The 26,307-nt window shown below is 23.8% G+C and carries 16 protein-coding genes, 1 tRNA gene and 3 rRNA genes (1 of these 20 running past the window's edge); 15 read left to right on the top strand and 5 right to left on the bottom strand.

Annotated elements, in window-relative coordinates; genetic code table 11:
- Positions 1 to 100, top strand: a 23S ribosomal RNA gene (locus H0H33_RS01550); it begins 2,838 nt to the left of the window's first position.
- A gap of 76 nt (positions 101 to 176) precedes the next feature.
- Positions 177 to 287: ribosomal RNA gene (gene rrf, locus H0H33_RS01545) — 5S ribosomal RNA — on the top strand.
- Between the two features lie 3 nt (positions 288 to 290).
- On the opposite strand, the gene H0H33_RS01540 is transcribed toward rrf (H0H33_RS01545), so the two are convergent.
- Positions 291 to 1,679 (bottom strand): ribonucleoside-diphosphate reductase subunit alpha, encoded by a 1,389-nt coding sequence (locus H0H33_RS01540; protein WP_238785574.1) that lies wholly within the window; start codon positions 1,677 to 1,679, stop codon positions 291 to 293.
- A gap of 498 nt (positions 1,680 to 2,177) precedes the next feature.
- Between H0H33_RS01540 and rrf (H0H33_RS01535) the strand changes: the two genes are divergently transcribed.
- Positions 2,178 to 2,288: ribosomal RNA gene (gene rrf / locus H0H33_RS01535) — 5S ribosomal RNA — on the top strand.
- 3 nt (positions 2,289 to 2,291) lie between these two features.
- Here the strand turns inward: rrf (H0H33_RS01535) and H0H33_RS01530 are convergent.
- Positions 2,292 to 3,989 carry a ribonucleoside-diphosphate reductase subunit alpha gene (locus H0H33_RS01530; RefSeq protein ID WP_185877680.1) on the bottom strand — a complete coding sequence of 566 codons (1,698 nt, stop codon included), beginning with the start codon at positions 3,987 to 3,989 and terminating at the stop codon, positions 2,292 to 2,294.
- A gap of 18 nt (positions 3,990 to 4,007) precedes the next feature.
- The gene (gene rpsA, locus H0H33_RS01525; RefSeq protein WP_185877679.1) at positions 4,008 to 5,774 is read right to left on the bottom strand and encodes a 30S ribosomal protein S1; all 1,767 of its coding nucleotides are present in this window, start codon (positions 5,772 to 5,774) and stop codon (positions 4,008 to 4,010) included.
- 272 nt (positions 5,775 to 6,046) lie between these two features.
- Here rpsA and dnaE point away from each other — a divergent pair, with 272 nt between their 5' ends.
- The 11 genes from dnaE to H0H33_RS01470 all read left to right on the top strand — a co-directional run bounded on the left by dnaE (position 6,047) and on the right by H0H33_RS01470 (position 21,940).
- Positions 6,047 to 10,264: a DNA polymerase III subunit alpha gene (dnaE, locus tag H0H33_RS01520; protein ID WP_185877678.1), complete on the top strand. Its 4,218-nt coding sequence runs from the start codon at positions 6,047 to 6,049 to the stop codon at positions 10,262 to 10,264.
- A gap of 89 nt (positions 10,265 to 10,353) precedes the next feature.
- Positions 10,354 to 12,135, top strand: a complete 1,782-nt coding sequence (locus H0H33_RS01515) for an argininosuccinate synthase domain-containing protein (RefSeq protein ID WP_185877677.1) — start codon at positions 10,354 to 10,356, stop codon at positions 12,133 to 12,135.
- Positions 12,128 to 13,096 (top strand): N-acetyl-gamma-glutamyl-phosphate reductase, encoded by a 969-nt coding sequence (argC, locus tag H0H33_RS01510; protein ID WP_185877676.1) that lies wholly within the window; start codon positions 12,128 to 12,130, stop codon positions 13,094 to 13,096. The genes H0H33_RS01515 and argC overlap by 8 nt, the downstream gene beginning before the upstream one ends.
- A 17-nt stretch (positions 13,097 to 13,113) precedes the next feature.
- On the top strand, positions 13,114 to 14,259 hold the full coding sequence (locus H0H33_RS01505) for an aspartate aminotransferase family protein (RefSeq protein ID WP_185877675.1): 1,146 nt from the start codon (positions 13,114 to 13,116) through the stop codon (positions 14,257 to 14,259).
- Positions 14,256 to 15,383, top strand: a complete 1,128-nt coding sequence (gene carA / locus H0H33_RS01500) for a glutamine-hydrolyzing carbamoyl-phosphate synthase small subunit (RefSeq protein ID WP_185877674.1) — start codon at positions 14,256 to 14,258, stop codon at positions 15,381 to 15,383. Before H0H33_RS01505 ends, carA begins: the two co-directional genes overlap by 4 nt.
- Positions 15,380 to 18,625, top strand: coding sequence for a carbamoyl-phosphate synthase (glutamine-hydrolyzing) large subunit (carB, locus tag H0H33_RS01495; RefSeq protein ID WP_185877673.1), 3,246 nt, complete (start codon positions 15,380 to 15,382; stop codon positions 18,623 to 18,625). The genes carA and carB overlap by 4 nt, the downstream gene beginning before the upstream one ends.
- A gap of 3 nt (positions 18,626 to 18,628) precedes the next feature.
- Positions 18,629 to 19,582, top strand: a complete 954-nt coding sequence (locus H0H33_RS01490; protein ID WP_185877672.1) for a Rossmann-fold NAD(P)-binding domain-containing protein — start codon at positions 18,629 to 18,631, stop codon at positions 19,580 to 19,582.
- Entirely contained in the window at positions 19,579 to 20,361 is a 783-nt protein-coding gene (gene argB, locus H0H33_RS01485; RefSeq protein WP_185877671.1) for an acetylglutamate kinase, read from the top strand. Before H0H33_RS01490 ends, argB begins: the two co-directional genes overlap by 4 nt.
- The gene (locus H0H33_RS01480) at positions 20,352 to 21,443 is read left to right on the top strand and encodes a M20 family metallo-hydrolase (RefSeq protein WP_185877670.1); all 1,092 of its coding nucleotides are present in this window, start codon (positions 20,352 to 20,354) and stop codon (positions 21,441 to 21,443) included. Before argB ends, H0H33_RS01480 begins: the two co-directional genes overlap by 10 nt.
- 78 nt (positions 21,444 to 21,521) lie before the next feature.
- Positions 21,522 to 21,848 carry a thioredoxin gene (trxA, locus tag H0H33_RS01475; protein ID WP_185877669.1) on the top strand — a complete coding sequence of 109 codons (327 nt, stop codon included), beginning with the start codon at positions 21,522 to 21,524 and terminating at the stop codon, positions 21,846 to 21,848.
- An 18-nt stretch (positions 21,849 to 21,866) separates the two neighbouring features.
- Positions 21,867 to 21,940: transfer RNA gene (locus tag H0H33_RS01470), tRNA-Asp, on the top strand.
- Positions 21,941 to 22,577: 637 nt separating this feature from the next.
- On the opposite strand, the gene H0H33_RS01465 is transcribed toward H0H33_RS01470, so the two are convergent.
- Both H0H33_RS01465 and H0H33_RS01460 read right to left on the bottom strand, forming a co-directional pair.
- Entirely contained in the window at positions 22,578 to 23,813 is a 1,236-nt protein-coding gene (locus H0H33_RS01465; protein ID WP_185877668.1) for an LptF/LptG family permease, read from the bottom strand.
- Positions 23,752 to 25,608: a DNA translocase FtsK 4TM domain-containing protein gene (locus H0H33_RS01460; protein WP_185877667.1), complete on the bottom strand. Its 1,857-nt coding sequence runs from the start codon at positions 25,606 to 25,608 to the stop codon at positions 23,752 to 23,754. The genes H0H33_RS01465 and H0H33_RS01460 overlap by 62 nt, the downstream gene beginning before the upstream one ends.
- Positions 25,609 to 25,729: 121 nt before the next feature.
- Here H0H33_RS01460 and nadD point away from each other — a divergent pair, with 121 nt between their 5' ends.
- On the top strand, positions 25,730 to 26,302 hold the full coding sequence (gene nadD, locus H0H33_RS01455; protein WP_185877666.1) for a nicotinate (nicotinamide) nucleotide adenylyltransferase: 573 nt from the start codon (positions 25,730 to 25,732) through the stop codon (positions 26,300 to 26,302).
- The last annotated feature ends 5 nt before the right edge of the window (positions 26,303 to 26,307 follow it).

Raw genomic sequence — 26,307 nt, 5'->3', positions numbered from 1 at the left:
TCTTTTAAGGGTCGTTGAAGATGACAACGTTGATAGGCTATAAGTGTAAAGACAGTAATGTCATAGCTGAGTAGTACTAATTACCCGTAAGCTTTTTTATAATTCTATACCTCATTATGTATATTTATTTATTATGTACAATTATTTTATTGAAAAAATTTTTTTATTTTAAAATTTTGGGTGGTTATAGCAATGTGGAACCACCTCTAACCATTCCGAACAGAGAAGTGAAACGCATTAGCGCTGATGGTACTGAAGATATTCGGGAGAGTAAGTCGCTGCCCAATTTTTTATATTATATATTTATTTCTAATATCTGCACGTAAAATACTTTCACTTCTATAATAATAAAGACTTTTTAAACCTAATTTCCATGCATATATATGAACTTTATTAATATACTTGGCAGGAGTATTTTGATAAAAAGATAAATTTATACTTTGTCCTTGATCAATATATTTTTGTCTTATACTTGCCTGTTTAAGTAATTGAAGTTGATCTATTTCCTTAAAACATCTAAAAACATCTTTTTGTTTTTCATTTAGATTACTTAATTTCATACATGATCCTTTTTCTTGTGCTATATGTTCCCATATAGATGGGATATTACATTTTTTTTTCTTAAAAATTTTTTCTAAATAAGGATTTTTTCTTATATACATTCCTTTTGAATCATCATCTACATATATATTTGCAGCTAAAGGTTCTATTCCTTGCGAAATTCCTCCAGCTAATTTAGCAGAACTTCTATTTGGAGCTATAGCCATTAATGTTAGATTCCTTCTTCCAGTTCCTAAATTCCAATCAGATTCACCATATTCTTTCGCCAAATATTTAGTAGCTTCATATGATTTATAAAAAATATTTTTAAATATATCATGGGTTAATTTTTCAGCTTTTAAAGATGTAAATGATATCATATTTGATTGTAAATATGAATGCCATCCTAATGTACCTAAACCTAATGCCCTACTTTTTTCTGCAAATCTTACCGGATCTTCTATACCTTTTATATTTTTTCCTTTATCAATAAATTCCTGTAAAATAGCATCTAAAAATAAAACAGAATAAAATACAGTGTCTGTATTTTTCCATTCTATATACTTTTCTAAATTCAAAGAAGACAAACAACATACAAGTGTATGATTACTATCAGTAGGTAACATAATTTCAGAACATAGATTACTATGATGTATTTTTAATCCATTTTTTTTCCAATTTTCTGAAATATTTTTATTAGCATTATCCTCAAAAAAAATATATGGTTCTCCAGTTTTTACCCTTTCTTTTAATGTATTTATCCATAAAAATCTTTCTTTTCCATTTATTTTTTCTACTTTATTCATAAATGAATCAGATATAATAACACCTTGATGAATATTATGACATTGACGATTTATATCTCCCTTAGGTTCTCTTATTTTTAAAAATTCTGGATATTCTTTATGTTCTATATTTAGATAAATGGCTACCGCCCCTCTTCTAGTTTTTCCTTGTTTACTAGCTATAATAGTACTATCATATGATTTAATAAAAGGAATAATTCCATCAGATTTTCCTAAGGTTCCATTTTTAATTAAACTACCTATAGGTCTAATCAAACTAAAATCATATGATGTTCCTCCTCCATGTTTACTCAAAATAGCCATTTCTAAATTTTTTCTATATATATCATACATACTATCACCAATTCTACCAGAAAAACAACTAATGGGTAATCCTTTTTCTGTTCATCCTGGGGCTGAAGAAGGTCCCAAGGGTTGGGCTGTTCGCCCATTAAAGTGGCACGCGAGCTGGGTTCAGAACGTCGTGAGACAGTTCGGTCTCTATCTATTGCGAGCGTCAGAAGCTTGAGTGGATCTAATTCTAGTACGAGAGGACCGAGTTGGACGAACCTCTGGTGTATCAGTTGTGCCGCCAGGTGCATCGCTGAGTAGCTATGTTCGGAAGAGATAAGCACTGAAAGCATATTAAGTGCGAAGCTCACCACAAGATTAGGCTTCTTTTAAGGGTCGTTGAAGATGACAACGTTGATAGGCTATAAGTGTAAAGACAGTAATGTCATAGCTGAGTAGTACTAATTACCCGTAAGCTTTTTTATAATTCTATACCTCATTATGTATATTTATTTATTATGTACAATTATTTTATTGAAAAAATTTTTTTATTTTAAAATTTTGGGTGGTTATAGCAATGTGGAACCACCTCTAACCATTCCGAACAGAGAAGTGAAACGCATTAGCGCTGATGGTACTGAAGATATTCGGGAGAGTAAGTCGCTGCCCAATTTTTTATATTATATATTTATTTCTAATATCTGCACGTAAAATACTTTCACTTCTATAATAATAAAGACTTTTTAAACCTAATTTCCATGCATATATATGAACTTTATTAATATACTTGGCAGGAGTATTTTGATAAAAAGATAAATTTATACTTTGTCCTTGATCAATATATTTTTGTCTTATACTTGCCTGTTTAAGTAATTGAAGTTGATCTATTTCCTTAAAACATCTAAAAACATCTTTTTGTTTTTCATTTAGATTACTTAATTTCATACATGATCCTTTTTCTTGTGCTATATGTTCCCATATAGATGGGATATTACATTTTTTTTTCTTAAAAATTTTTTCTAAATAAGGATTTTTTCTTATATACATTCCTTTTGAATCATCATCTACATATATATTTGCAGCTAAAGGTTCTATTCCTTGCGAAATTCCTCCAGCTAATTTAGCAGAACTTCTATTTGGAGCTATAGCCATTAATGTTAGATTCCTTCTTCCAGTTCCTAAATTCCAATCAGATTCACCATATTCTTTCGCCAAATATTTAGTAGCTTCATATGATTTATAAAAAATATTTTTAAATATATCATGGGTTAATTTTTCAGCTTTTAAAGATGTAAATGATATCATATTTGATTGTAAATATGAATGCCATCCTAATGTACCTAAACCTAATGCCCTACTTTTTTCTGCAAATCTTACCGGATCTTCTATACCTTTTATATTTTTTCCTTTATCAATAAATTCCTGTAAAATAGCATCTAAAAATAAAACAGAATAAAATACAGTGTCTGTATTTTTCCATTCTATATACTTTTCTAAATTCAAAGAAGACAAACAACATACAAGTGTATGATTACTATCAGTAGGTAACATAATTTCAGAACATAGATTACTATGATGTATTTTTAATCCATTTTTTTTCCAATTTTCTGAAATATTTTTATTAGCATTATCCTCAAAAAAAATATATGGTTCTCCAGTTTTTACCCTTTCTTTTAATGTATTTATCCATAAAAATCTTTCTTTTCCATTTATTTTTTCTACTTTATTCATAAATGAATCAGATATAATAACACCTTGATGAATATTATGACATTGACGATTTATATCTCCCTTAGGTTCTCTTATTTTTAAAAATTCTGGATATTCTTTATGTTCTATATTTAGATAAATGGCTACCGCCCCTCTTCTAGTTTTTCCTTGTTTACTAGCTATAATAGTACTATCATATGATTTAATAAAAGGAATAATTCCATCAGATTTTCCTAAGGTTCCATTTTTAATTAAACTACCTATAGGTCTAATCAAACTAAAATCATATGATGTTCCTCCTCCATGTTTACTCAAAATAGCCATTTCTAAATTTTTTCTATATATATCATACATACTATCACCAATTCTACCAGAAAAACAACTAATGGGTAATCCTTTTTCTGTTCCAGAATTAACCATTATTGGAGTGGAAGGTATTAACCATCCTCTCCAAAGGATATTAAAAAACTTATTTTCTATTTTTGGTCTTTTTAGTATTTTTGCAGCATTTTTCGATAATCTTCTGTAAGCCCAAAATGGAGTTTCTCCATTTAATAAATATCCTCCTTTGATAGTATTTAAGTATAATTCATTATTTGCCCAAACAGGAAAATCTATTCCAACTTTCCATCCTTCTTTCTCCGCAATAGAATGTGTTTCCATTTTTATTATAAAACTATATTAATTATTTTCTTTTTCCTTTTCTATTTTTTCTTTAAGTTTTGCTAATCCCTCTATATCACCTAATGTAGATCTTTCAAATTTTCTATTTCTCATACGTAATTCTTTTTTATGAATTTTATCACGATATACAGATGTATGAGATATTAAAATTTTTTTATTTTCTTTGTTAAACTCAATAATTTTAAAATCAGCTTTTTCTCCTTTTTTAAGAACAGTTTTATCCTTTTTTTCTAAGAACCTCATAGGAACAAAAGCTTCTAAATAATCATTATTTATAAATTTTACTATAGCCCCTTTGTCAAAAAAATTTGAAATAATACCATCATGAATACTTCCAATAGTATAAATTTTTTCATATTTATCCCAGGGATTATCAAACAATTGTTTATGTCCTAAATTTAATTTTCTATTTTTAGGATCAATAGATATAATAATAACTTGTATTTCGTCATTAATACTACAAAATTCAGATGGATGTTTTATTTTCTTAGTCCAAGAAAAATCCTTTGTATAAAGGAGACCTGATATACCTTTTTCCAATTCAATAAATAATCCAAAATTTGTAAATTTCTTGACAAGACCTTTATATTTTAATCCAATTTTATATTTATCTTGAATTCCAATCCAAGGATCTTCTGTAAGTCTTTTAACACTTAAAGACATTTTTCTATCCTTACGATCTATAGTCAATATTAAAGCTTCTAATTTATCACCTATTTGTACAAAATCTTTTGGTGATGATAAATCTGTAGACCAAGACATTTCACTTATGTGTAACAATGCTTCTACACCAGGAATAATTTCTATAAAAGCTCCATAATCTGCCAATACACTAACTTTTCCACTAATTTTACTTCCTACTTTTAAATCAGTATCCAATGATTCCCATGGATGAGGTTGTAATTGTTTTAATCCTAATTGAACACGATTTTTTTCTTTATCTACACCTAATATAACAAAGTTCAATTCTTGTTCCAGTTGAACAACTTCTGTAGGATGACTAATATGGGGCCAACTCATATCAGTTATGTGTAATAATGCATCGACACCTCCTAAATCAACAAAAGCTCCATAAGGTAAAATATTTTTTATTTTACCTTCTAAAACTTGTCCTTTATCTAATTTAGAAATCATATTTTTTCTTTGTTCTTCTATATCTCTTTCTATTAATATTTTATGAGATACCACTACATTTTTTGTTTTTTTATTAATTTTAACAACCTTTACTTCCATAGTTTTTCCTACATAATTATCGTAATCTCTGACTGGTTTAACATTTATATGGGATCCCGGTAAAAAACATTCCATATCAAATACTTCTACTATTAATCCTCCTTTTGTTCTAGCAGAAACATATCCGAGTACAACTTCGGATTTTTCGTAAACTTTATTAAGTTTTTGCCAATTTCTCAAAATTTTAGCTTTTTGATACGATAAAATACATTGTCCTTTATAATCTATTTTCATTACCATTATTTCTATCTTCAATCCTATTTTAATAATGGAAATATTTTCTCTAAATTCACTAATAGGAATTATTCCTTCTGCCTTAAATCCAAAATCAACAAGAACAATTTTTTCAGTTATATTCGTTACTGTTCCTTCATATATTTCTAATTCATTTACCTTTGGTAAGGTACTTATGTATATTTTTTCAAGTTTTTCTCTATTTTCTTTTGTTTCATTAATTTCATATTTTTTCCAATCAAAATTATTAGAATATTTTTTTGATTTAGTTTTTATTATTTCATTTTGATAAGACATATCATTTTTAATTTTTATTTTTATATCAGTATTATAAATTTATTTTCATCTCATTTAAGTATATTTTCTCAATAAAAAATAAAAATATCCTACGAAAAATGAATATAAATTCAATCTTTCTTTATTCATATAAATCATAAATCATATATATTATAAAGACTGATACTGATCTTAATTAATTTTTTGTTTATTTGATGAATTCTTTATAATAAAGAAAAAGTACTACAAAACTAATAATTTTTCACTAACTTTCTTTACCAATTTTTAATAAAATGTATCTTATTATTGACACAGAAACTACTGGATTACCTAAATTTTATGATAAATTTTTTTGTAAAAACTGGCCTAGAATTATTCAATTATCATGGCAAGTTCATGATAAAATAGGGAATTTAATAGAATTTAATAATTTTATTATAAAACCTAAGGATTTTGATATACCATTCATTTCTTTTAAAATTCATAGAATTAATAATGAATTTGCGCATAAATATGGATATGATTTAAATTATGTTCTTGATATATTTCAATTAACTTTTAATAAATATGAATATGTTATTGGACATAATTTGGAATTCGATATAAAAATAATAGAAAAAGAATATTATATAAATAAAAAAGAAATTTCTTTTAAAAAAAAAAAAATATTAGATACAAAGTTAGTTTCTATAAACTATTGTAAATTACCTGGAAATAGGAAAAAATTTAAATGGCCTACATTATCAGAATTATATCATAAATTATTTTCAGAAAAAATTCCAAATCTGCATAATGCAGCAAACGATGTAAAAGCAACAGCGCGATGTTTCTTGGAATTATTAAGAATAGGAATAATTTCAAATAAAAATATTGGTATAAAAAAAGATATCATATCGGAATTTAAAAAAAATAATCATTATATAATTCCTTCTTCTATTGTTTCTTTTGAAAGAGTTGATAAAGAAAAAATATTAAAAAAAAAGACTAGTAATAATATTTTAATACAAAAAAAATGGACAACAAATCAACAATATTTTAATATTCATAACCATACTCATTTTTCTGTATTAAATTCTACTATAAATATAAAATGTCTTATAGAAAGAGCTATAAATTTAAATATGCCTGCCATAGGCATAACAGATTATGGAAATATGATGGGATCTTTTCATTTTTTGAATCAAATTAAACTTTTTAATAAAAAGTATTATCCTAAAAGATTTATTAAAGGAATAATTGGTTGTGAATTTTTTATTTCTGAAAATTATTTTCAAAAAAAATTTACTAAAAATGAACCTGACAAAATTTATACGCAAGTTCTTTTATCTAAAAATAAAAAAGGATATAAAAATTTAATAAAAATTTGTTCTATTGGATATACTGAAGGATTTTATGCAGGAATTCCTAGAATTGGAAAAAATATAATAAAAAATTATAAAGATAATTTAATTGCGCTTACTGGAGATATAAATTCTGAAATACCTCATGCTATTCTTAATTATGGAGAAAAAATAGGAGAAAAAATATTTTTATGGTGGAAAAATTTGTTTAAAAATGATTTTTATATTGAATTATTACGTCATGGATTAGAAGAAGAAAATCATGTAAATGAAATATTAATAAAATTTTCAAAAAAATATAATGTAAAGTATATAGCACAGAATAATGTTTTTTACTTAAAAAAAGAAGAACATAATGCTCATGATATTTTACTTTGTATAAAAAGTGGAAATAAACAGTCAATCCCTATTGGAAAAGGGAAAGGATTTAGATTTGGATTTAAAAATCACGAATATTACTTGAAAAATCATGAAGAAATGAAAAAAATATTTTCAGATATTCCTGATTCTTTTCATTCACTAAATGAATTAATTCAAAAAATAGAATGTTATGATATTTCAAATAAAATTTTATTGCCAAAATTTAAAACCCCAAAATATGTAAAAAATTTATCCATATCAGATCACGAATTTTTGTCGAAATTAACTTATGAAGGAGCTGAAAAACGTTATAAAAATATTACAACAAAAATAAAAAAAAGAATTCTATTTGAACTAAATACAATAAAAAAAATTGGATATCCTGGTTATTTTTTAATTATAAAAAATATTGTTGATAAAGCTAAAGAACTGAATATTTCAGTTGGCCCTGGTAGAGGATCATCTGCAGGATCTGTAGTGGCGTATTGTTTAGGAATAACAGAAATCGATCCAATTAAATATAATTTGTTATTTGAAAGATTTTTAAATCCAGATAGGATATCATTACCGGATATAGATATTGATTTTGATGATAAAGGACGTGAAAAAATTTTAGATTGGATATCAAAAAAATATGGTAAAAATAAAGTAGCACAAATTGTTACATATTCCACAATGGGGGCAAAATCATCAATAAGAGATACAGGTAGGGTACTAGGGCTTTCTTTATACGAAACTGATAGGATAGCCAAGATGATCCCAATAAATTTTTCTTTAAAAAATATTTTAGACAAAAATTTCTCATTTGAAAATATTAAAAACAAAGAAGTAATAAATAATATAAAAAAAATAATAGAAATTTATAATAATAAACATAGTTTATCAGGTAGGGTATTAATACAAGCTAAAATTTTAGAGGGGACAATAAGAAATATTGGTATTCATGCATGTGGAATAATTATAAGTCCATACGATATAAAAGAAATTATACCTGTTTTTTTATCAAAAGATACAAACTTATTGGTTACACAATTTGATAATAATGTGGTAGAACAGACAGGATTATTAAAAATGGATTTTTTAGGGTTAAAAACACTCAGTATAATTAAAGATACAATAAAGATAATCGGTAGTAATATAAAATTTTTATTAAATGATGAAAAAACTTTCAATTTATTTAAAAAAGGAGAAACAGTAGCTGTTTTTCAATATGAGTCTACGGGAATGCAAAAATATCTACGTAAACTAAAACCTGATAGATTTGATGATTTGATAGCAATGAATGCTTTATATAGACCTGGACCATTACAATATATACCTAATTTTATATCTAGAAAACATGGAAAGGAAATTATTAGTTATGATCTTCCAGAAATGAAGGAATTTTTAGAGGAAACATATGGGATAACAATTTATCAAGAACAAGTTATGTTATTATCTCAAAAAATAGCTGGGTTTAGTAAGGGAGAAGCAGATTTATTAAGAAAATCAATGGGAAAAAAACAAAAAGAAGTTCTTGATAAAATGAAAAATTATTTTATTAAAAAATCTATAAATAGAGGATATGATAAAAATATAGTAAAAAAAATATGGAGAGATTGGGAATATTTTTCATGTTATGCATTTAATAAATCACATGCTACTTGTTATGCCTTCATTGCCTTTAAAACCGCTTATCTAAAAGCTCATTTTCCTTGTCAATATATGAGTTCTGTATTAAGTAACAATATGAACAACATAAAACAATTGACTTTTTTTATGAAAGAATGTAAAAAAATGAATTTATTTATAGATAAACCAGATATTAATGAAAGTGATTCTAATTTTAGAATTATTGGTAAAAATCGTATTCAATTTGGTCTTAATGGTATAAAAGGTGTTGGAGAAAATGCTGTTAGAATAATATTAAAAGAAAGAAATAAAAATGGTAAATTTTCTTCCATATTCAATTTAGTAAATAGAATTGATTTACGTGTAGTAAATAAAAAAATATTAGAAAATTTAGTGTTATCTGGATCTTTAGACAGTTTAAATATATTGAGAGAACAATATTTCTATGAATACTCAACAAATGAAGAATTAATTAAATCAAGTACTCTAGAAAAGATTATTCAATTTGGATCAAAAATAAAAAAAAATAAAAAAATTGAAAAACCAATTATTTTAAATGATTCTAAAAATAAAAAATGGAATAAAATAGATCTTTTATGTAAAGAAAAAGAAGTATTGGGTATATATATATCTTCACATCCTTTAGATGATTATTTTTTCGAGATTAAATATCTTACTAATTCATCTATTAGTAAATTAAATAGAAAAGAATATGATAAACATGAATTTTATTATTATACATTAGCTGCAATTTTATCTGATATAAAAATTTATGTACAAAATGGAAAAAAATATGGATATTTTTTATTAGAAGATTATAATTCTAAAAAAGAATTTAAAATTTCCGGGGAAAAATATATAAAATATGAATCCATTTTAGTTAAAAATAATTTATTATTCGTAGTTATTTATAAAAAAGAAAATAAAATAAATATTTTTCATATAGAAATATTACAAAATGTTTTTAAAAATTTAGTAAAAAAAATAATAATAAAAATTAATATTCATCATTTAAATCAATTACTAATTGATCTTATAGAAGAAAATATTATTAAAAATTTAGGAAATAAAAAATTGGATATTATTATTTATGATAATAAAAAATTTATTAATCTACATTCTAAATATAAAATTGATATTAATTCAAATTTTTTAAAAAAATTAGAAAAAATAAAAAAATTAGATTTTTTTTTGTGTTAAATTTGCATAGTATATGCATATGTAGTATATAGATAGAATCTATATTGTATAGATAAAAACACTATATAATATTGTAGGTTCGTGATAAAATGAAAATACAAGTTAGAGTCACTTATGAAAAGGATACAAAATATGCTTACTTAATTTGTAAAAAAATTAAAGAGTCTGCAAAAATTAGGGGGACTGGTATAGCAAAAAAAGATCCAGATTATATTAAATCTAAAATAAAAAATGGAGATGCTGTTATTGCATTTTATAACGAAGAATTAGCTGGATTTAGCTATTTAGAAGTTTTTCAAAATGAGGAATACGTTGTTAATTCTGGTTTAATTGTTTTTCCAAAATTTAGGAAAAAAGGATTAGCAAAATTTATTAAAATAAAATTATTCAATCTTTCTAGAGAAAAATTCCCAAATTCAAAAATATTTAGTATTACTACAAGTAGTATTGTCATTAAAATCAATACAGAATTAGGTTTCAAACCAGTTTCTTTTAATGAAATTACTACATCAGAAAAATTTTGGGATGGATGTAAAAGTTGTGCAAATTTTGATATTTTAAATAGAAACAAAAAAAAAATGTGTTTATGTACAGGACTATTATATAATCCTAATTATAAAAAGAAAAAATTTATTTCCAATGAAATAAAATTAAATTGTGGAGACAAGATACTTCTTGCTTATAGTGGTGGATTAGATACTTCTTTTTGTTTAAAATACCTTATAAAAAAACATTATGAAGTACATACAGTAATCATTAATACAGGAGGATTTAAAAAAGAAGAACTGAAAAAAATTAGAGATAGAGCAATAAAAATTGGATCTAAATCACATCAAACAATTGATGCCATAGAAGATTATTATCAATGTTGTATAAAATATTTGATATTTGGAAATATATTAAAAAATGATACATATCCAATTTCAGTAGGATCAGAAAGAATTTTACAAGCAATAAAAATTTCACAATATGCAAATTTGATTAAAGCTAAAGCAATTGCTCATGGTAGTACTGGAGCTGGTAACGATCAAATTAGATTTGACATAGCTTTTCAAATTATATGTCCAGAAAAAAAAACATTATCCCCTATTAGAGAAATGAATATTTCCAGACAAGAAGAAATTAAATATTTAAAAAATGAGGGGGTATATATTTGTTGGGATCATGCAAATTATTCTATAAATAAAGGAATTTGGGGTACTAGTATAGGAGGAAAAGAAACATTAACATCTTATGACAATTTTCCAGAAGAAGCATATCCAACAAAATTATGTAAAAAAATTAGTGAGAAATTAGAATTAGGATTTGAAAAAGGAGAATTAATTAGTGTGAATAAAAAAAGAGAAAAATCTATAAAAAATATTATTAAAATAGAAAAAATAGCATCAGGTTTTGCAATAGGAAGAGGAGTACATATAGGTGATACAATTTTAGGTATTAAGGGAAGAGTGGCATTTGAGGCTTCAGCAGCCATGATAATTATTAAAGCTCATCATTTACTAGAAAAACATATTCTTACAAAATGGCAAATTTATTGGAAAAAACAATTATCTGAATGGTATGGAATGTTACTACATGAAGCTCAATATTTAGATCCAGTAATGAGAGATATAGAGACTTTCTTAAAAAGTACACAAGAAAGATTAACTGGTACTGTTAATGTAATTTTATATCCTTATAGATTTCATTTAGTAGGAATTAAATCAAAATTTGACCTAATGGAATCTTCTAATACGGTAGCCAAGTATGGAGAAGTTAATTATGGATGGACAGCTGAAGATGTCAAAGGTTTTACTAAAATTTTTAGTAACCAAATGAAAATATATCATCAATTGAATAAATCATATAAAATAAAAAAAAAAGATGATTAAAATAGGAATTGTAGGAGGAACAGGATATACTGCTGGAGAATTAATAAGGTTATTAGTACATCATCCAAAAGTAGATATTAAAACTATAATAAGTAAAAGTAGTTATGGTAAACTAGTTCATTTAATTCATAAAGATTTACTAGGAGATATAAATAACATAAAATTTTCAAAAAATTTAGATGAAATAATTGATGTAATGTTTATATGTTCAGCACATGGACAATCTAAAAAAGAATTAATTCATGTCCCTGAATATGTAAAAGTTATTGATCTAAGTCAAGATTTTAGAATTTTTAATAAATTTCAAAAAAGAAATTTTGTTTATGGATTACCAGAATTGAAAAAAGAATTAATAAAAAAATCAAGTAATATAGCTAATCCTGGATGTTTTGCCACTTCTATTCTTTTATCTATTTTACCATTAGCAATTAAAAATTTAATAAAAAAATCAATTCATATTAGTGCTATAACTGGATCTACTGGATCTGGAAAAAAACTGAGTGATACCAATCATTTTAGTTGGAGAAATAATAATATATCTACTTATAAAATTTTTAAACATCAACATTTAAAAGAAATAATAAAAAATATAAGTGAAATACAAAAAGATTTTAATTCAGAAATTTATTTTATTCCCTATAGAGGAAATTTTTCTAGGGGTATTATAACTACTATGTATACAAATAACAATTTGTCTTTAGACAAAAATATAAAAATATATAAAGAATATTATTCAGATCATCCATTTGTATATGTTTCTGACGACGTTATTGATATAAAACAAGTAATAAATACTAATAAATGTTTTTTATTTATAAAAAAAGAAAAAAATCAGTTGATTATTGTTAGTGTTTTGGATAACCTTTTAAAAGGTGCTTCTGGTCAAGCTGTACAAAATATGAATTTAATGTTCAATTTAAATGAAGATTGTGGATTAAAGTTAAAATCTATTAATTTTTAAAAAATTAATTATATAATATGAAATTATTTAATGTTTATCCAATTTTAGACATAGAGTTAAATAAAAGTAAAGGCATATATGTTTTTGATGTAAATGGTAATAAATATTTAGATTTTTATGGAGGACATGCTGTAATTTCTATTGGACATTCACATCCTTATTATATAAAATTACTTAAAAATCAATTGGACAAAATACCATACTATTCTAATAGTGTATTTATTTCTCAAAAAGAGAAATTTTCCTGTTTATTAGGTGAAATATCAGGATATAAAAATTATTATTTATTTATTTGTAACTCTGGAACTGAATCTAATGAAAATGCAATAAAAATAGCATCTATTCACACAGGTAAAAAAAAATTAATTGCTTTTAATGGATCATTTCATGGAAGAACTAGTGGAAGTGCATCTGTCACTGATAATTATAAAGTAGTTTCTCCTTTTGATACCCAACACGAAACTATTTTTATAGACTATGAAGATATTAATATTTTAGAGAAAAAATTAAAAAATGAAAATATTTGTGCAGTGATTACTGAAGGATTGCAAGGCATTTCAGGAATTATAGACCCTGGTTTAAATTTTTTCTTAAAAGTTAGAAAATTATGTAGTCAATATAACGTAGTTTTAATTGTTGATGAAGTACAAAGTGGTTATGGAAGAACTGGATTGTTTTTTTCTCATCAATATTATTCAATAAAACCAGATTTGATTACTGTAGCAAAAGGGATGGGAAATGGATTTCCTATAGGAGGAGTGTTAATACATCCAAAATTTAAATCGTATTATGGAATGTTAGGTTCAACCTTTGGAGGTAATTATTTATCATGTCTAGCAGGAATATCGGTTTTAGAAATTATGAAAAATGAAAATTTAATTGAAAATGCAAAAAATATGGGTAAAATTTTATTGAAAGAAATATTAAATATTACCGATGTAATAGAATTTAGAGGAAAAGGACTAATGATCGGGTTAAAATTTTCTTTCCCTGTTAGAAAATTAATAAATTATTTAATTTATAAAGAACATGTTTTTGTTGGATCATCCAATAATCCATATATAATAAGATTATTACCTCCATTAAATATAAATGAAAATCATATAGAATTATTTTTAAATAAATTAAAAAAATCCTTAATGAATATTAGAAATATAAAATGAAAAATATTAATGAAATGAAGGGATCACTTATATTAGAAGATGGAACAAAATATGATGCAATTCATTTTGGATATCCAAAATCTTCTTCTGGAGAAGTTGTATTTAATACAGCTATGACTGGGTATACGGAAAGTATTACTGATCCTTCTTATAAGGGACAAATTTTAATATATACTTATCCAATGATTGGAAATTATGGAGTACCTCCAAATCTTTTTATTAATAAAAAAAATATACCAATTTCAAAGTTTTATGAATCTAATCAAATTCATGTATCTGGACTTATTGTTTCATATTATTCTAATGCCCCATATCATTGGAATATGGATCAATCTTTGTCTAACTGGTTATATAATAATGAGATTCCAGGGTTATATAATCTAGATACTAGATCTATTGTTAAAAAACTAAGAAAAAATGGGGGGCCTGTGTTAGGAAAAGTTTTAATAGAAAATGATAATATATCATTTTACGATCCTAATAAAGATAATCTTTCCGATAAAGTTTCTATTAAAAAAAAATTAATATATGGAAAAGGGAAGTATAAAATATTATTAGTAGATTTTGGTTTAAAAAATAATATTTTAAGGTGTCTTTTACGTAGAAATTGTACTATAGTAAGAGTACCATGGAATTATAATTTTACTAATGAAAAATACGATGGATTACTTTTATCTAATGGACCTGGAAATCCCAGTATATATAAAAAACCAATTGAATATATTCGTGTAGCTATGAAAAAAAATAATCCAATATTTGGAATATGTTTGGGAAATCAACTTTTAGGAATTGCTGCGGGAGGATCAACTTATAAATTGAGACATGCACATAGAGGACACAATCAACCAGTTGTATCAATAAATACGGGAAAAAATTTTATTACTTCGCAAAATCACGGATACGTATTGGATTCTGATAATCTTTTATCAAAAGAATGGAAAATTTTTTTTGAAAATTTAAATGATGGAACTTGCGAAGGTATTATTCATAATAGTAAACCTTTTTTTTCTGTTCAATTTCATCCAGAAGCTTCAGGAGGACCAACAGATACTGATTTTTTATTCGATCTATTTATTGATTTAATTAAAAAACATAAAACCAAAGAATTTTATAAAAATTTATGAATAAAGTAGATAAAGTTCTTATACTAGGATCCGGTGCATTAAAAATAGGAGAAGCTGGAGAATTTGATTATTCTGGAACACAAGCACTAAAAGCTTTAAAAGAAGAAGGAATATTTACTATATTAATTAATCCTAATATTGCTACGGTTCAAACATCTAAAGATATTGCAGATAAAATTTATTTTCTTCCTTTAAATTTATTTTTTATTGAAAATGTTATAAAAAAAGAAAAACCAAAAGGATTATTATTATCTTTTGGAGGACAAACAGCATTAAATTGTGGTATACAGTTATTAAAAAAAGGTATTATAAAAAAATATAATATACAAGTATTAGGAACTTCTATTGAATCAATTATTCAAAGCGAAGATAGAGGTTTATTTAGAAATCAATTAGATTTTTTTAAAATAAAAACAGCAAAAAGTTTTGTAGTTAACTCAATTAATGATGCTATTGATCGTTCAATAGAAATAGGTTTTCCAGTTATTATTAGATCTGCTTATACACTTGGGGGTTTAGGTAGTGGATATTCAAAAAATATTAATGATTTAAAAAAGTTAATAATAAAATCTTTTTCTTTTTCTTCACAAATTATTGTAGAAGAATATTTAGAAGGATGGAAAGAAGTGGAATATGAAATCGTTAGAGATAAATATAATAATTGTATTTCAGTATGTAATATGGAAAATGTCGATCCCATAGGGATACATACTGGAGAAAGTATTGTAGTAGCACCTTCCCAAACTTTAACTAATTATGAATATTTTTTTTTAAGGGATTTAGCTATACGTATAGCTAAGTATTTTAATATTATTGGAGAATGTAATGTACAATTTGCTTTAAATTCTAAATCAGAAGATTATCGTGTTATAGAAGTGAATGCTAGACTTTCTAGATCTAGTGCATTAGCTTCAAAAGCAACAGGTTATCCTTTAGCTTTTATTGCGGCTAAATTATCAATAGGATATGGATTACATGAATTAAAAAATTCTGTAACAAAAAATACCCCAGCATTTTTTGAACCTGCTTTAGATTATGTGGTTTGTAAAATACCTAGATGGGACTTAAATAAGTTTGATAGAGTTTCTAATAAAATTGGAAGTAGTATGAAAAGTGTTGGAGAAATAATGGCAATTGGTGGTTCTTTTGAAGAAGCCTTTCAGAAAGGAATGAGAATGTTGGATATAGGTGTAGAAGGTTTTATCAATAAAAAAAAAATATCATTATCTAAAAAAATATTAAAAAAATTTCTAAAAAATCCTACCGACAAAAGAATTTTATTTATAGAATCTGCATTAGAAAATGGAATTTCTGTTAATGAAATACACGATTTAACTAAGATTGATTTATGGTTTTTAAATCAACTACATAGTATTTTTAAAACTAAAAAAACTATAGAATATTTTGAAAATTGGAATGATATTCCAGATGAATTATTATGGAAAGCAAAAAAAAAGGGGTTTTCTGATTTACAGTTAGCTAATATTTTTAAAGAAAAATATATGTACGAGGACGTACATGATTTAGAAAAAAAAATAAGAAAATATAGAAAAAAAAGAAATATACTTCCTTATGTAAGGCAAATTGATACTTTAGCTGCTGAATATCCTTCAGAAACTAATTATCTATACTTGACTTATCATGCTACTCAACATGATATTTTATATGAAAAAGATAAAAAATCTATTATTACATTAGGATCAGGTGTTTATAGAATAGGAAGTAGCGTGGAATTTGATTGGTGTTGTGTTAATGCACTAAATACTATTAATAAAAAGTTATATAGGTCAATAATGATTAATTATAATCCAGAAACAGTAAGTACGGATTTTGATGTATGTGATCGACTATATTTTGAAGAGCTTACTTTAGAACGTGTATTAGATATTATCGAATTAGAAGATCCTAAAGGTACTATAGTTTCAATGGGAGGACAAATACCTAATAATTTAGTTTTAAAACTTTATGAAAATAAAATTAATATATTAGGAACATCTCCTATTTCTATAGATAAAGTAGAAAATAGATCAAAATTTTCCAAAATTTTAGATTGTTTAAGTATAAATCAACCTAAATGGAAAGAATTATCTGATTTAGATCAGATTATGAAATTTGTAGAAAAAGTTAATTTTCCTATTATGATTAGACCTTCTTATGTTTTGTCAGGATCAGATATGAATGTAATTAATAATAATAAAGAATTAAAGGTATATCTTAATAAAAAAAAATGTTCTATTCATTCTAATTATCCATTTATTATCACAGAATTTATAAAACATGCAAAAGAAATAGAGTTTGATGCAGTTTCTCAAAATGGAGAAATTTTATATTATGCTATATCAGAACATGTAGAATTTGCTGGAGTACATTCGGGGGATGCTACATTAGTATTTCCTCCGTACAGTATTTATTTATCAGAATTAAATAAAATTGTTAATATTTCAAAAAAAATATCTAAATATCTTAATATATCTGGACCATTTAATATTCAGTTCTTATATAAGAATTTTGATATAAAAGTAATTGAATGTAATTTAAGAGCCTCTAGAAGTTTTCCTTTTGTTTCTAAAATTTCATATTTTAATATGATAGATCTTGCTACTCAAGTAATTTTAGGTATTAAAAAAAATAAAATAAATAATAAGATTTTTTTTAAAAAAAATTTGATAGGAGTAAAATCATCTCAATTTTCTTTTTCTAGATTACATAATGCTGATCCAATATTAGGTGTTGATATGTCATCAACAGGTGAAGTGGCCTGTTTAGGAAATAATTTAAACGAAGCTTTATTAAAATCTATGATTTCTGTTGGCTATACTATACCAAAAAAAAATATACTTATATCTGGTGGATCTTACGAGTCTAAAATAGAACTATTGACTTCGTTAAAGTTATTGAAAGATAAAGGATATAAATTATTTTCAACAGAAGGAACTAATAATTTTTTATTAAAAAATAAAATACTTTCAGTAAAAGTTTTTTGCAATAATAAAAGAGGAAAAGATACAAATGCAATTGAATTAATGAAAAATAAAAAATTAGATCTTATTATCAATATTCCAAAAAAAAATATTAGAAATAAAAAATTAGACCATCATTATATAATAAGACGTAATGCAGTCGACTTTAATATACCATTGTTAACAAATACTCGTTTAGCTAAAGCTTTTATAAATGCATTTTGTTCATTATCTATGAAAGAACTTCTTATAAAATCTTGGAACGAATATACAATAACATAAACTATGAATAAATTCTTTAGTATAAAAGACGTTGATGATATATACAAAATCATTGATGAATCTATTTTTATAAAAAAAAATCCATTTTATTTTAAAACTATTGGAAAAAATAAGACGATTGGATTAGTTTTTTTTAATCCATCATTACGTACTAGAATTAGTTGTCAAAAAGCAGCTTTTCATTTAGGATGTAATATATGGATTTTGGATATAAACAATGATTCATGGAAAATTGAAATGAACGATGGAAATATAATGAAAAATACACAAGAACATATTAAAGAAGCTATATCTGTTATGAGTTTGTATTGTGATATCTTAGCAGTAAGAACTTTTCCTAATTTATTAGATAAGAATTATGATTATGAAGAAATATTTTTTAAAAAAATATTACTCTATTCTAGAGTTCCAGTGGTAAATTTAGAAAGTGCGACTTTACATCCTTTACAATCTTTAGCAGATATTATAACTATTGCAGAACACAGTTCTTTTTTTAAAAAAAAATGTAAGGTAGTACTTAGTTGGGCACCTCATATTAAATCTCTTCCTCAATCTGTAGCTAACTCTTTGGTTCAATGGATTTCTAAAATAAAAGAAATTGACTTTATTATTACACATCCAAAAGGATATGAATTATGTAAAAAATATTCAAAAAATGTTCAAATTGAATTTGATCAAAAAAAAGCATTTAAAAACGCAGATTTTATTTATGCAAAAAATTGGAGTAGTTATTCAGACTATGGAAAAGTGATTATTAATGATTTCAATTGGATAGTAAATATGGAAAAAATGAAATTAACTAATAATGCTAAATTTATGCATTGTTTACCAGTTAGAAGAAATATGGTAGTAAAAGACGATGTATTAGATAGTGAACTATCTATTGTATTAGAACAATCTGAAAATAGAATTTATGCTGCACAAATAATATTTTTAAAAATATTACAGTCTTTATGAGAATTCATGTAGTGAAAATAGGAAGTGGATTAATTAATGATATAAAACTACTTAATACCTCATTAAATTTTTTTTGTATGATAGATGGATATAAAATATTAATACATGGAGGTGGAGAACAAGTAGATTCTATTTTAAATATGATGAATATACAAAAAAGAATGATAAAAGGAAGAAGAATAACAGATAAAAAAACTTTAAATGTAGTTGTAATGACTTATGCCGGTATGATTAATAAAAATATAATATCGTTATTACAATATAACAATTGTAATGCAGTAGGATTATGTGGAGCAGATGGAAATTGCATAAAATCTCATATACGTAAAAAAAATCCTATAGATTATGGATACGTAGGAGATATAATAAAAAAAAATGATGTTAATACAACTTTTATAAAGCTTTTATTAAAAAATCATATTACTCCTGTATTGTGTTCTATAACCCATGATGGAAAAGGAAACCTTTTAAACACAAATGCAGATTCAATTGCTTCTAACATTTCTGTATCATTATCTAATGATAATTGTGATGTAGATTTACATTTTTGTTTTGATAAAAAAGGTGTATTAAAAAATATAAAAGATCCTAAATCTTATTTCAGTAAGATCAATTTTTCTTTATTTCAAGATATGAAGAAAAATCATATTATATCTAATGGTATGATTCCAAAATTAGAAAATGGTTTTTTTGCATTAAAAAATGGAATATCTAAAGTAAGTATAGGATTACCTAATGATTTAATTGATTCAAATGAAAAAACTATGTTATGTATGTAAAAAATTTGAATACAAATTTAATAAAATTAAAAAAAGAAGCAATAAAACTACTTATTAGTATCATCGATACACCTTCTATATCTAAAGAAGAATATCGAGTTTCTGTTATTATAGAAAATTATTTACGTAATCATGGATTTATTGTTAATAGAAAATTAAACAATATATGGACTGAAAATATTAATTTTTCTAGAAATAGAATATTACGAACTATTTTATTAAATTCTCATCATGATACAGTAAAACCAGGAAAAAATTGGAAAAATAATCCTTTTAAATCAAAAATTAAAGGTGATAAAATTATAGGATTAGGTAGTAATGATGCTGGAGGATCTATAGTATCCATGATTACTGCTTTTATTTATTTAAGTAAATTGTCAGAATTACCATATAAATTAATATTATCTATTACAGCAGAGGAAGAAATTTCTGGACATTCAGGAATAATATCTATTCTACCTGAATTAGGAAAATTGGATTTAGGAATTGTAGGAGAACCAACAAAAATGCAAGTAGCTATTGCAGAAAAAGGATTATTAATTTTAGACTGTATTGCTGAAGGAAAAACTGGACATTCTGCCCGGAATAATGGTATAAATGCTATTTATATAGCCACCAAAGATATAGAATTTTTGAAAAATTTTAGTTTTGATAAAACTTCTAAATTATTAGGGAAAACTACTTTAAATGTAACACAAATATATGGTGGATTTCAGCATAACGTAATACCAGATATATGTACATTTGTTATAGATATAAGAACTAATGAATTATATAATAATAAAGAATTAATTAATATTATGAAAAAAAAAATTTATTCTAAGATTCATCCTCGTTCTTTTAATTTAAATTCATCTTTCATAGACCCAAATCATCCTATTGTATTAAAGGCTGAGTCAATTGGAATTAAAACTTATGGATCTCCTACACTTTCTGATCAGAGTCTAATGCCTTTTTCAACTATTAAAATGGGAGTTGGAGATAGTTCTCGTTCTCATACATCCAATGAATATATCTTATTGAAAGAAATAATGGATGGGATAGATATTTATATTAGTTTATTAAAAGATTTTTACTTTTAATAAGTTTATTGTAAAATATATTAAAATAAGGTAAATTTGTCTTGTTCTTTTTTTTTATTAAAAAAAAGTATATTAATTATGTTACAAGAAATTAACGATACAAATTTCAATCAATTGGTAATTTTGTCTAAATCAAATAAACCTATTTTAGTAGATTTTTGGGCTCCTTGGTGTGCTCCATGTAAATCTCTTTCGATCTTATTAGAAGAGATATATACAAATGAATATAAAAAGAAAGCGCTATTTTTCAAATTAAATGTAGATGATAATCCGAAATATTCTGATAGATATAAAATACGAAGTATACCTACAATGATTTTTTTTAAAGATGGAAAAAAAAAGGATATGCATATTGGTGTAGCAACAAAAGAGGATATTAGAGAAAAGTTAAATAAGTTAATTTAAAAATAAGTAAAAATATTTGGTCTGGTAGTTCAGTTGGTTAGAATACATGCCTGTCACGCATGGGGTCGCGGGTTCGAATCCCGTCCAGACCGCATTTATTTTGATATTTTTTTTGTATATAATTAAATTTTTTCTACTGATATTATTTGAAATTTTTTTGATAAAAACATTAATTGTGGTAACCTAGCCATTGAACCATTTTTATTTAATATTTATACTAAACCTTCCCTAGATTACATCCAGCTATTTTTGTTATTTAAATTGACGCTTGACCTTTCTCATTTTATTAGCCCCTGTATGATAATATATGACCTAGTTTCCTAAATTAATTAGGATTTATTTCATTTATAAGTGCAAATATTGTCTTAGTTATATCGTAAAAAGATATACCTGTAATAATCCCCGTTTCCTATTATATAGAAATTGTAAAAGCAGTTTTTTGTATCTGTATTATTTTTAACCATCATGTCTAGTTATAATTGATTACATTTTTATAGGAATATACAAAGAAGTCCTATTCCATAAGTAATGAGAAAATTTAAAATTTTATAGGTTATTTTTTTCATATAAAACTATAAAATTTCCTTCATTTTAACGGTTTTTATTATCAAGTACTAATGATAATTATTCCATTTTTAATTTCATTTATTGAATTTTAAATTTTATCAAATTTTTTTTAATACTAAAAAATATCATAATTTTTTCATTATATCCTAAAAATAATTAATACTAAGAATCATTTATCATAGATCTATGAGTAATATATATACCAAATAATAATAAAATAAAATTTGGGATCCATATTCCAATCCAAGGAATTATTTCTTCTTTTTCTACTTTATTTTGAATAATGGTTAATATAATATAATATAAACTAAATATAGTTAAAGCAATTATAGTTGGATATCCTATTCCTCCCTTTTTAACTAAAGCACCTAATGATGCTCCTATGAAAAACATAATAATACATGTTATTGGAAATGTTAACTTTCTATGTATTTCTAATTTCATTTTATTGATCTTCTTACGAATAGCATTGGCATGAATACTATTCATGTTATGATGTTTTTTTTTATTTAAAGATTTAATTTTTTTTATTAATTCTATTGTTTGTTCATGTTGATAATCATTATCATTTATATTTTTAATTTCTTCAAAAGAAGAAGAAGGAAGTTTAAAATTTTTTATTAAAGTGTTAAAACGGATGATATAATAATTTGGTATATGTTCTTGATCATTGAAATTACTTTCTTTATAAAGAAATCCATTAATTAATTTTAATTGGATGAATTTATTTTCATTATCCGAAATGATATTACATTTATTAGAATGAATAGTATTTACATTTGAATAATCATCATAAAAAAATATTACAACCTTATAAAAATAATTATTATTTAATTTTTTTTCTATATTAATAAAAAAATTTCCTCCAATTGTATTAAAAACCCTTTCTTTTAATTTTAAGGAGGGGTAAGTATATATAATTTTATATCCTAATTCTTTTATTTTTATTTCTGCTTTTGTTATAATAAAATCAGAAAATAAGTATAATCCAATGGATAATATCATCGTGATAAAAAATATTGGTAACATTGTTCTAAATAATGAAATACCTGAAGATTTAATTATGATTAATTCTCTATTTTCCGATAATTCTCCAAATGTTATAATAGAGGTAAGTAATATAGAAATTATGGTAATTAATGGAACAGTACATACACCAAAATAAAATATAAATTTTATTATTATAAGTATATTAATATCTTTATCAGATAATTCATTGATTTGACTCCAAAAGAATTGGACTATAAATATAATAAATGTTAAAAAAAATATTCCAAAAAATGGAATGATAAATGAATAAATTATATATAAATCTAATTTTTTTAAAATTTTGGTATTATTCCATATTTTCCGGATATGGTAAAAAATATTTACTTTTTTTACGGAATTTATTTCCATAATAGTTAACAATTTTTTTAATATCTGATAAATCTATAAAAGGACACTGTAATCGTATGGTTTCATTTTTATTATAGAATAATAAATCTCCATTTCCTATCAATTTTTCTGCTCCTGAACAATCCAATATAGTTCTTGAGTCTATTTTAGAACTTACTTTAAACGCAATTCTTGAAGAAAAATTAGATTTTATTAATCCATTAATAACATCTACAGATGGACGTTGTGTTGCAATGATTAAATGAATACCTACTGCTCTGGCAAGTTGTGCTAAACGAATTATATATTTTTCAATTGATTTTTTTTTATAATTAGAAGATAGACACAAGTCTGCGAATTCATCTATGATCAATATTATATAAGGTAGGTGTAATTTTTTTGAATATTTACATTTTTTTTCATTATATTCCTTAATATTTCTAACTTGATATTTTTCTAGAATAGAATATCTTTTATCCATTTCTTTACATAGAGAATTTAATATATTATGTACTTCCTGTAAATTTGTAATGATTCCGTTTTCTACACAATTTGGTATTGTTGCAAAATAACAATTTGATATTTTTTTGTATATAGATAATTCTACTTTTTTTGGATCAATTAAAATAAATTTAATATCATCTGGATTTTTCCTATGTAATAAGAAAATTATTATAACGTTTAATTCTACGGATTTACCTTGACCAGTAGATCCAGCTATTAATAAATGAGGCATTTCTGTTAAATCTACTATAAAAACTTCGTTAAAAATTGTTTTACCTAATAAAATAGGCAATTCTTTATTAAAACTTTTTTCTTTACTTTCTTTTGAAAAAAGAATTTCATTCATGTGAATAAAATAACGTTTATGATTAGGAATTTCTATTCCTATAGATCCTTTTCCAGGAATAGGAATAATCATACGTATAGATTTAGCAGATAAATTTAGTGCAATTTCTTTTTCTAAATTTTTTATTTTAGATACACGAACACCTATATGAGGAATTATTTCATATAGAGTAATTGATGGACCTACAGTTGCGTTTATTTTTAAAATTTTTATTTGATAATAATCAAATATTTCATTTATTTTTTTTTTATTAGATTCTATAATATTTTTCATATTATCTGGTTTAAGATTGATAATATGATTAGATCCTATTATAGGATAATATATTTTTTTACCATTATCTACATTATCAGATTTTTTTACAAAAAAAATAACGATTTTTCTAATTATTTTAATAAAATTATTTGTTAAATAATAATAAATTTGTTTTTCTTTGAAATTATTTTTATATTTTTTTTTTATATTTGAATAAATTATTAATATATAAATTATTGTAATAATAAAAATAATTATAAAACTTCCAATTTTACCAAAAAAATATATAAATATATTTCCTATCTTTAACCCTAAAGATCCATTAAATATTCCTATTTTTTTTGGAAAAATTAAATAATAAGATACAGATATCCACACGATAAAAAAAAAACAATTATATATTATTCTTTTATAAAAATTGTTATTTATTATTTTTTTTATTAATAATAATCGTATTCCCATTATAAATGATAATATTGGAATGAATATAGCATTAATCCCGATTCCACAATATATTAAATAATAAGATATCATATAACCTATTTTTCCTACTAAATTTTTTGTTGTTATTTCTCTTTTAAATGGAATATTTAATTTATGATTTTTTGTAAATTGAAAAATAAATGAAAAAAAACTAATCATTAAAAAAGTACTAATTCCTAATAAAATAAATCCAAATATGATACTTTTTATTTTCTTATTTTTTTTCATGTTTTAATTATGAAAGTTTGTTTATTGGTTTCTTTTGTAAAGAAATAAAATATATCATAATTATGTATGATTTTATTCATTAATCGTATGAGTAATAATACTGTAATAATTTATTTTTTATATGAAAATAGTATTATATTTTGGTTCATTTAATCCAATTCATATAGGACACATAATTATCGCTAATTATGTATTAGAATTTGTAAAAAATATTAATCACATTTGGTTTATTGTATCTCCTAAAAATCCTTTAAAATATAATCTTATCGATTATAACATAAGAGAATTTATGGTAAAAATGGCAATAAAAAATTTTAAAAGAATGTATGTTTTTGATATTGAATCTGGATTTTATCCTTCTTATACTATTCATACTCTAAATCGAATTAAAATGATGTATCCTACTAAAAAATTTTATTTTTTAATTGGTAAAGATATTCTTTCTTCTTTAATAAAATGGAAAGATTATCAATTAATTTTGAGTGAAAATGAAATCATTGTTTATCCTAGATTGGGGAAATTTGATATTCCTATATTTCATAATATAAAGAAAATTATTTTTTTAAAAAACGCTCCTATTATTGATATATCCTCATCTTTTATTCGAAGTTCAATACAAATAGGAAAAAATGTTAGATCGTTACTTGATCCAAGAGTATGGAACTATATTATAAAATATAATATATATCGTTAAAACTT

The organism is Blattabacterium cuenoti (genome assembly GCF_014252415.1).
GTDB lineage: Bacteria > Bacteroidota > Bacteroidia > Flavobacteriales > Blattabacteriaceae > Blattabacterium > Blattabacterium cuenoti_Y.
This window is presented reverse-complemented; position numbering and strand designations above follow the sequence as displayed.

What these genes read in the sequence shown, in the direction of transcription:
- H0H33_RS01540 (WP_238785574.1), bottom strand. Translation starts at nt 1,679, where the DNA reads ATGTATGATATATATAGAAAAAATTTAGAAATGGCTATTTTGAGTAAA.
- H0H33_RS01530 (WP_185877680.1), bottom strand. Translation starts at nt 3,989, where the DNA reads ATGGAAACACATTCTATTGCGGAGAAAGAAGGATGGAAAGTTGGAATA.
- rpsA (WP_185877679.1), bottom strand. Translation starts at nt 5,774, where the DNA reads ATGTCTTATCAAAATGAAATAATAAAAACTAAATCAAAAAAATATTCT.
- dnaE (WP_185877678.1), top strand. Translation starts at nt 6,047, where the DNA reads ATGTATCTTATTATTGACACAGAAACTACTGGATTACCTAAATTTTAT.
- H0H33_RS01515 (WP_185877677.1), top strand. Translation starts at nt 10,354, where the DNA reads ATGAAAATACAAGTTAGAGTCACTTATGAAAAGGATACAAAATATGCT.
- argC (WP_185877676.1), top strand. Translation starts at nt 12,128, where the DNA reads ATGATTAAAATAGGAATTGTAGGAGGAACAGGATATACTGCTGGAGAA.
- H0H33_RS01505 (WP_185877675.1), top strand. Translation starts at nt 13,114, where the DNA reads ATGAAATTATTTAATGTTTATCCAATTTTAGACATAGAGTTAAATAAA.
- carA (WP_185877674.1), top strand. Translation starts at nt 14,256, where the DNA reads ATGAAAAATATTAATGAAATGAAGGGATCACTTATATTAGAAGATGGA.
- carB (WP_185877673.1), top strand. Translation starts at nt 15,380, where the DNA reads ATGAATAAAGTAGATAAAGTTCTTATACTAGGATCCGGTGCATTAAAA.
- H0H33_RS01490 (WP_185877672.1), top strand. Translation starts at nt 18,629, where the DNA reads ATGAATAAATTCTTTAGTATAAAAGACGTTGATGATATATACAAAATC.
- argB (WP_185877671.1), top strand. Translation starts at nt 19,579, where the DNA reads ATGAGAATTCATGTAGTGAAAATAGGAAGTGGATTAATTAATGATATA.
- H0H33_RS01480 (WP_185877670.1), top strand. Translation starts at nt 20,352, where the DNA reads ATGTATGTAAAAAATTTGAATACAAATTTAATAAAATTAAAAAAAGAA.
- trxA (WP_185877669.1), top strand. Translation starts at nt 21,522, where the DNA reads ATGTTACAAGAAATTAACGATACAAATTTCAATCAATTGGTAATTTTG.
- H0H33_RS01465 (WP_185877668.1), bottom strand. Translation starts at nt 23,813, where the DNA reads ATGGAAATAAATTCCGTAAAAAAAGTAAATATTTTTTACCATATCCGG.
- H0H33_RS01460 (WP_185877667.1), bottom strand. Translation starts at nt 25,608, where the DNA reads ATGAAAAAAAATAAGAAAATAAAAAGTATCATATTTGGATTTATTTTA.
- nadD (WP_185877666.1), top strand. Translation starts at nt 25,730, where the DNA reads ATGAAAATAGTATTATATTTTGGTTCATTTAATCCAATTCATATAGGA.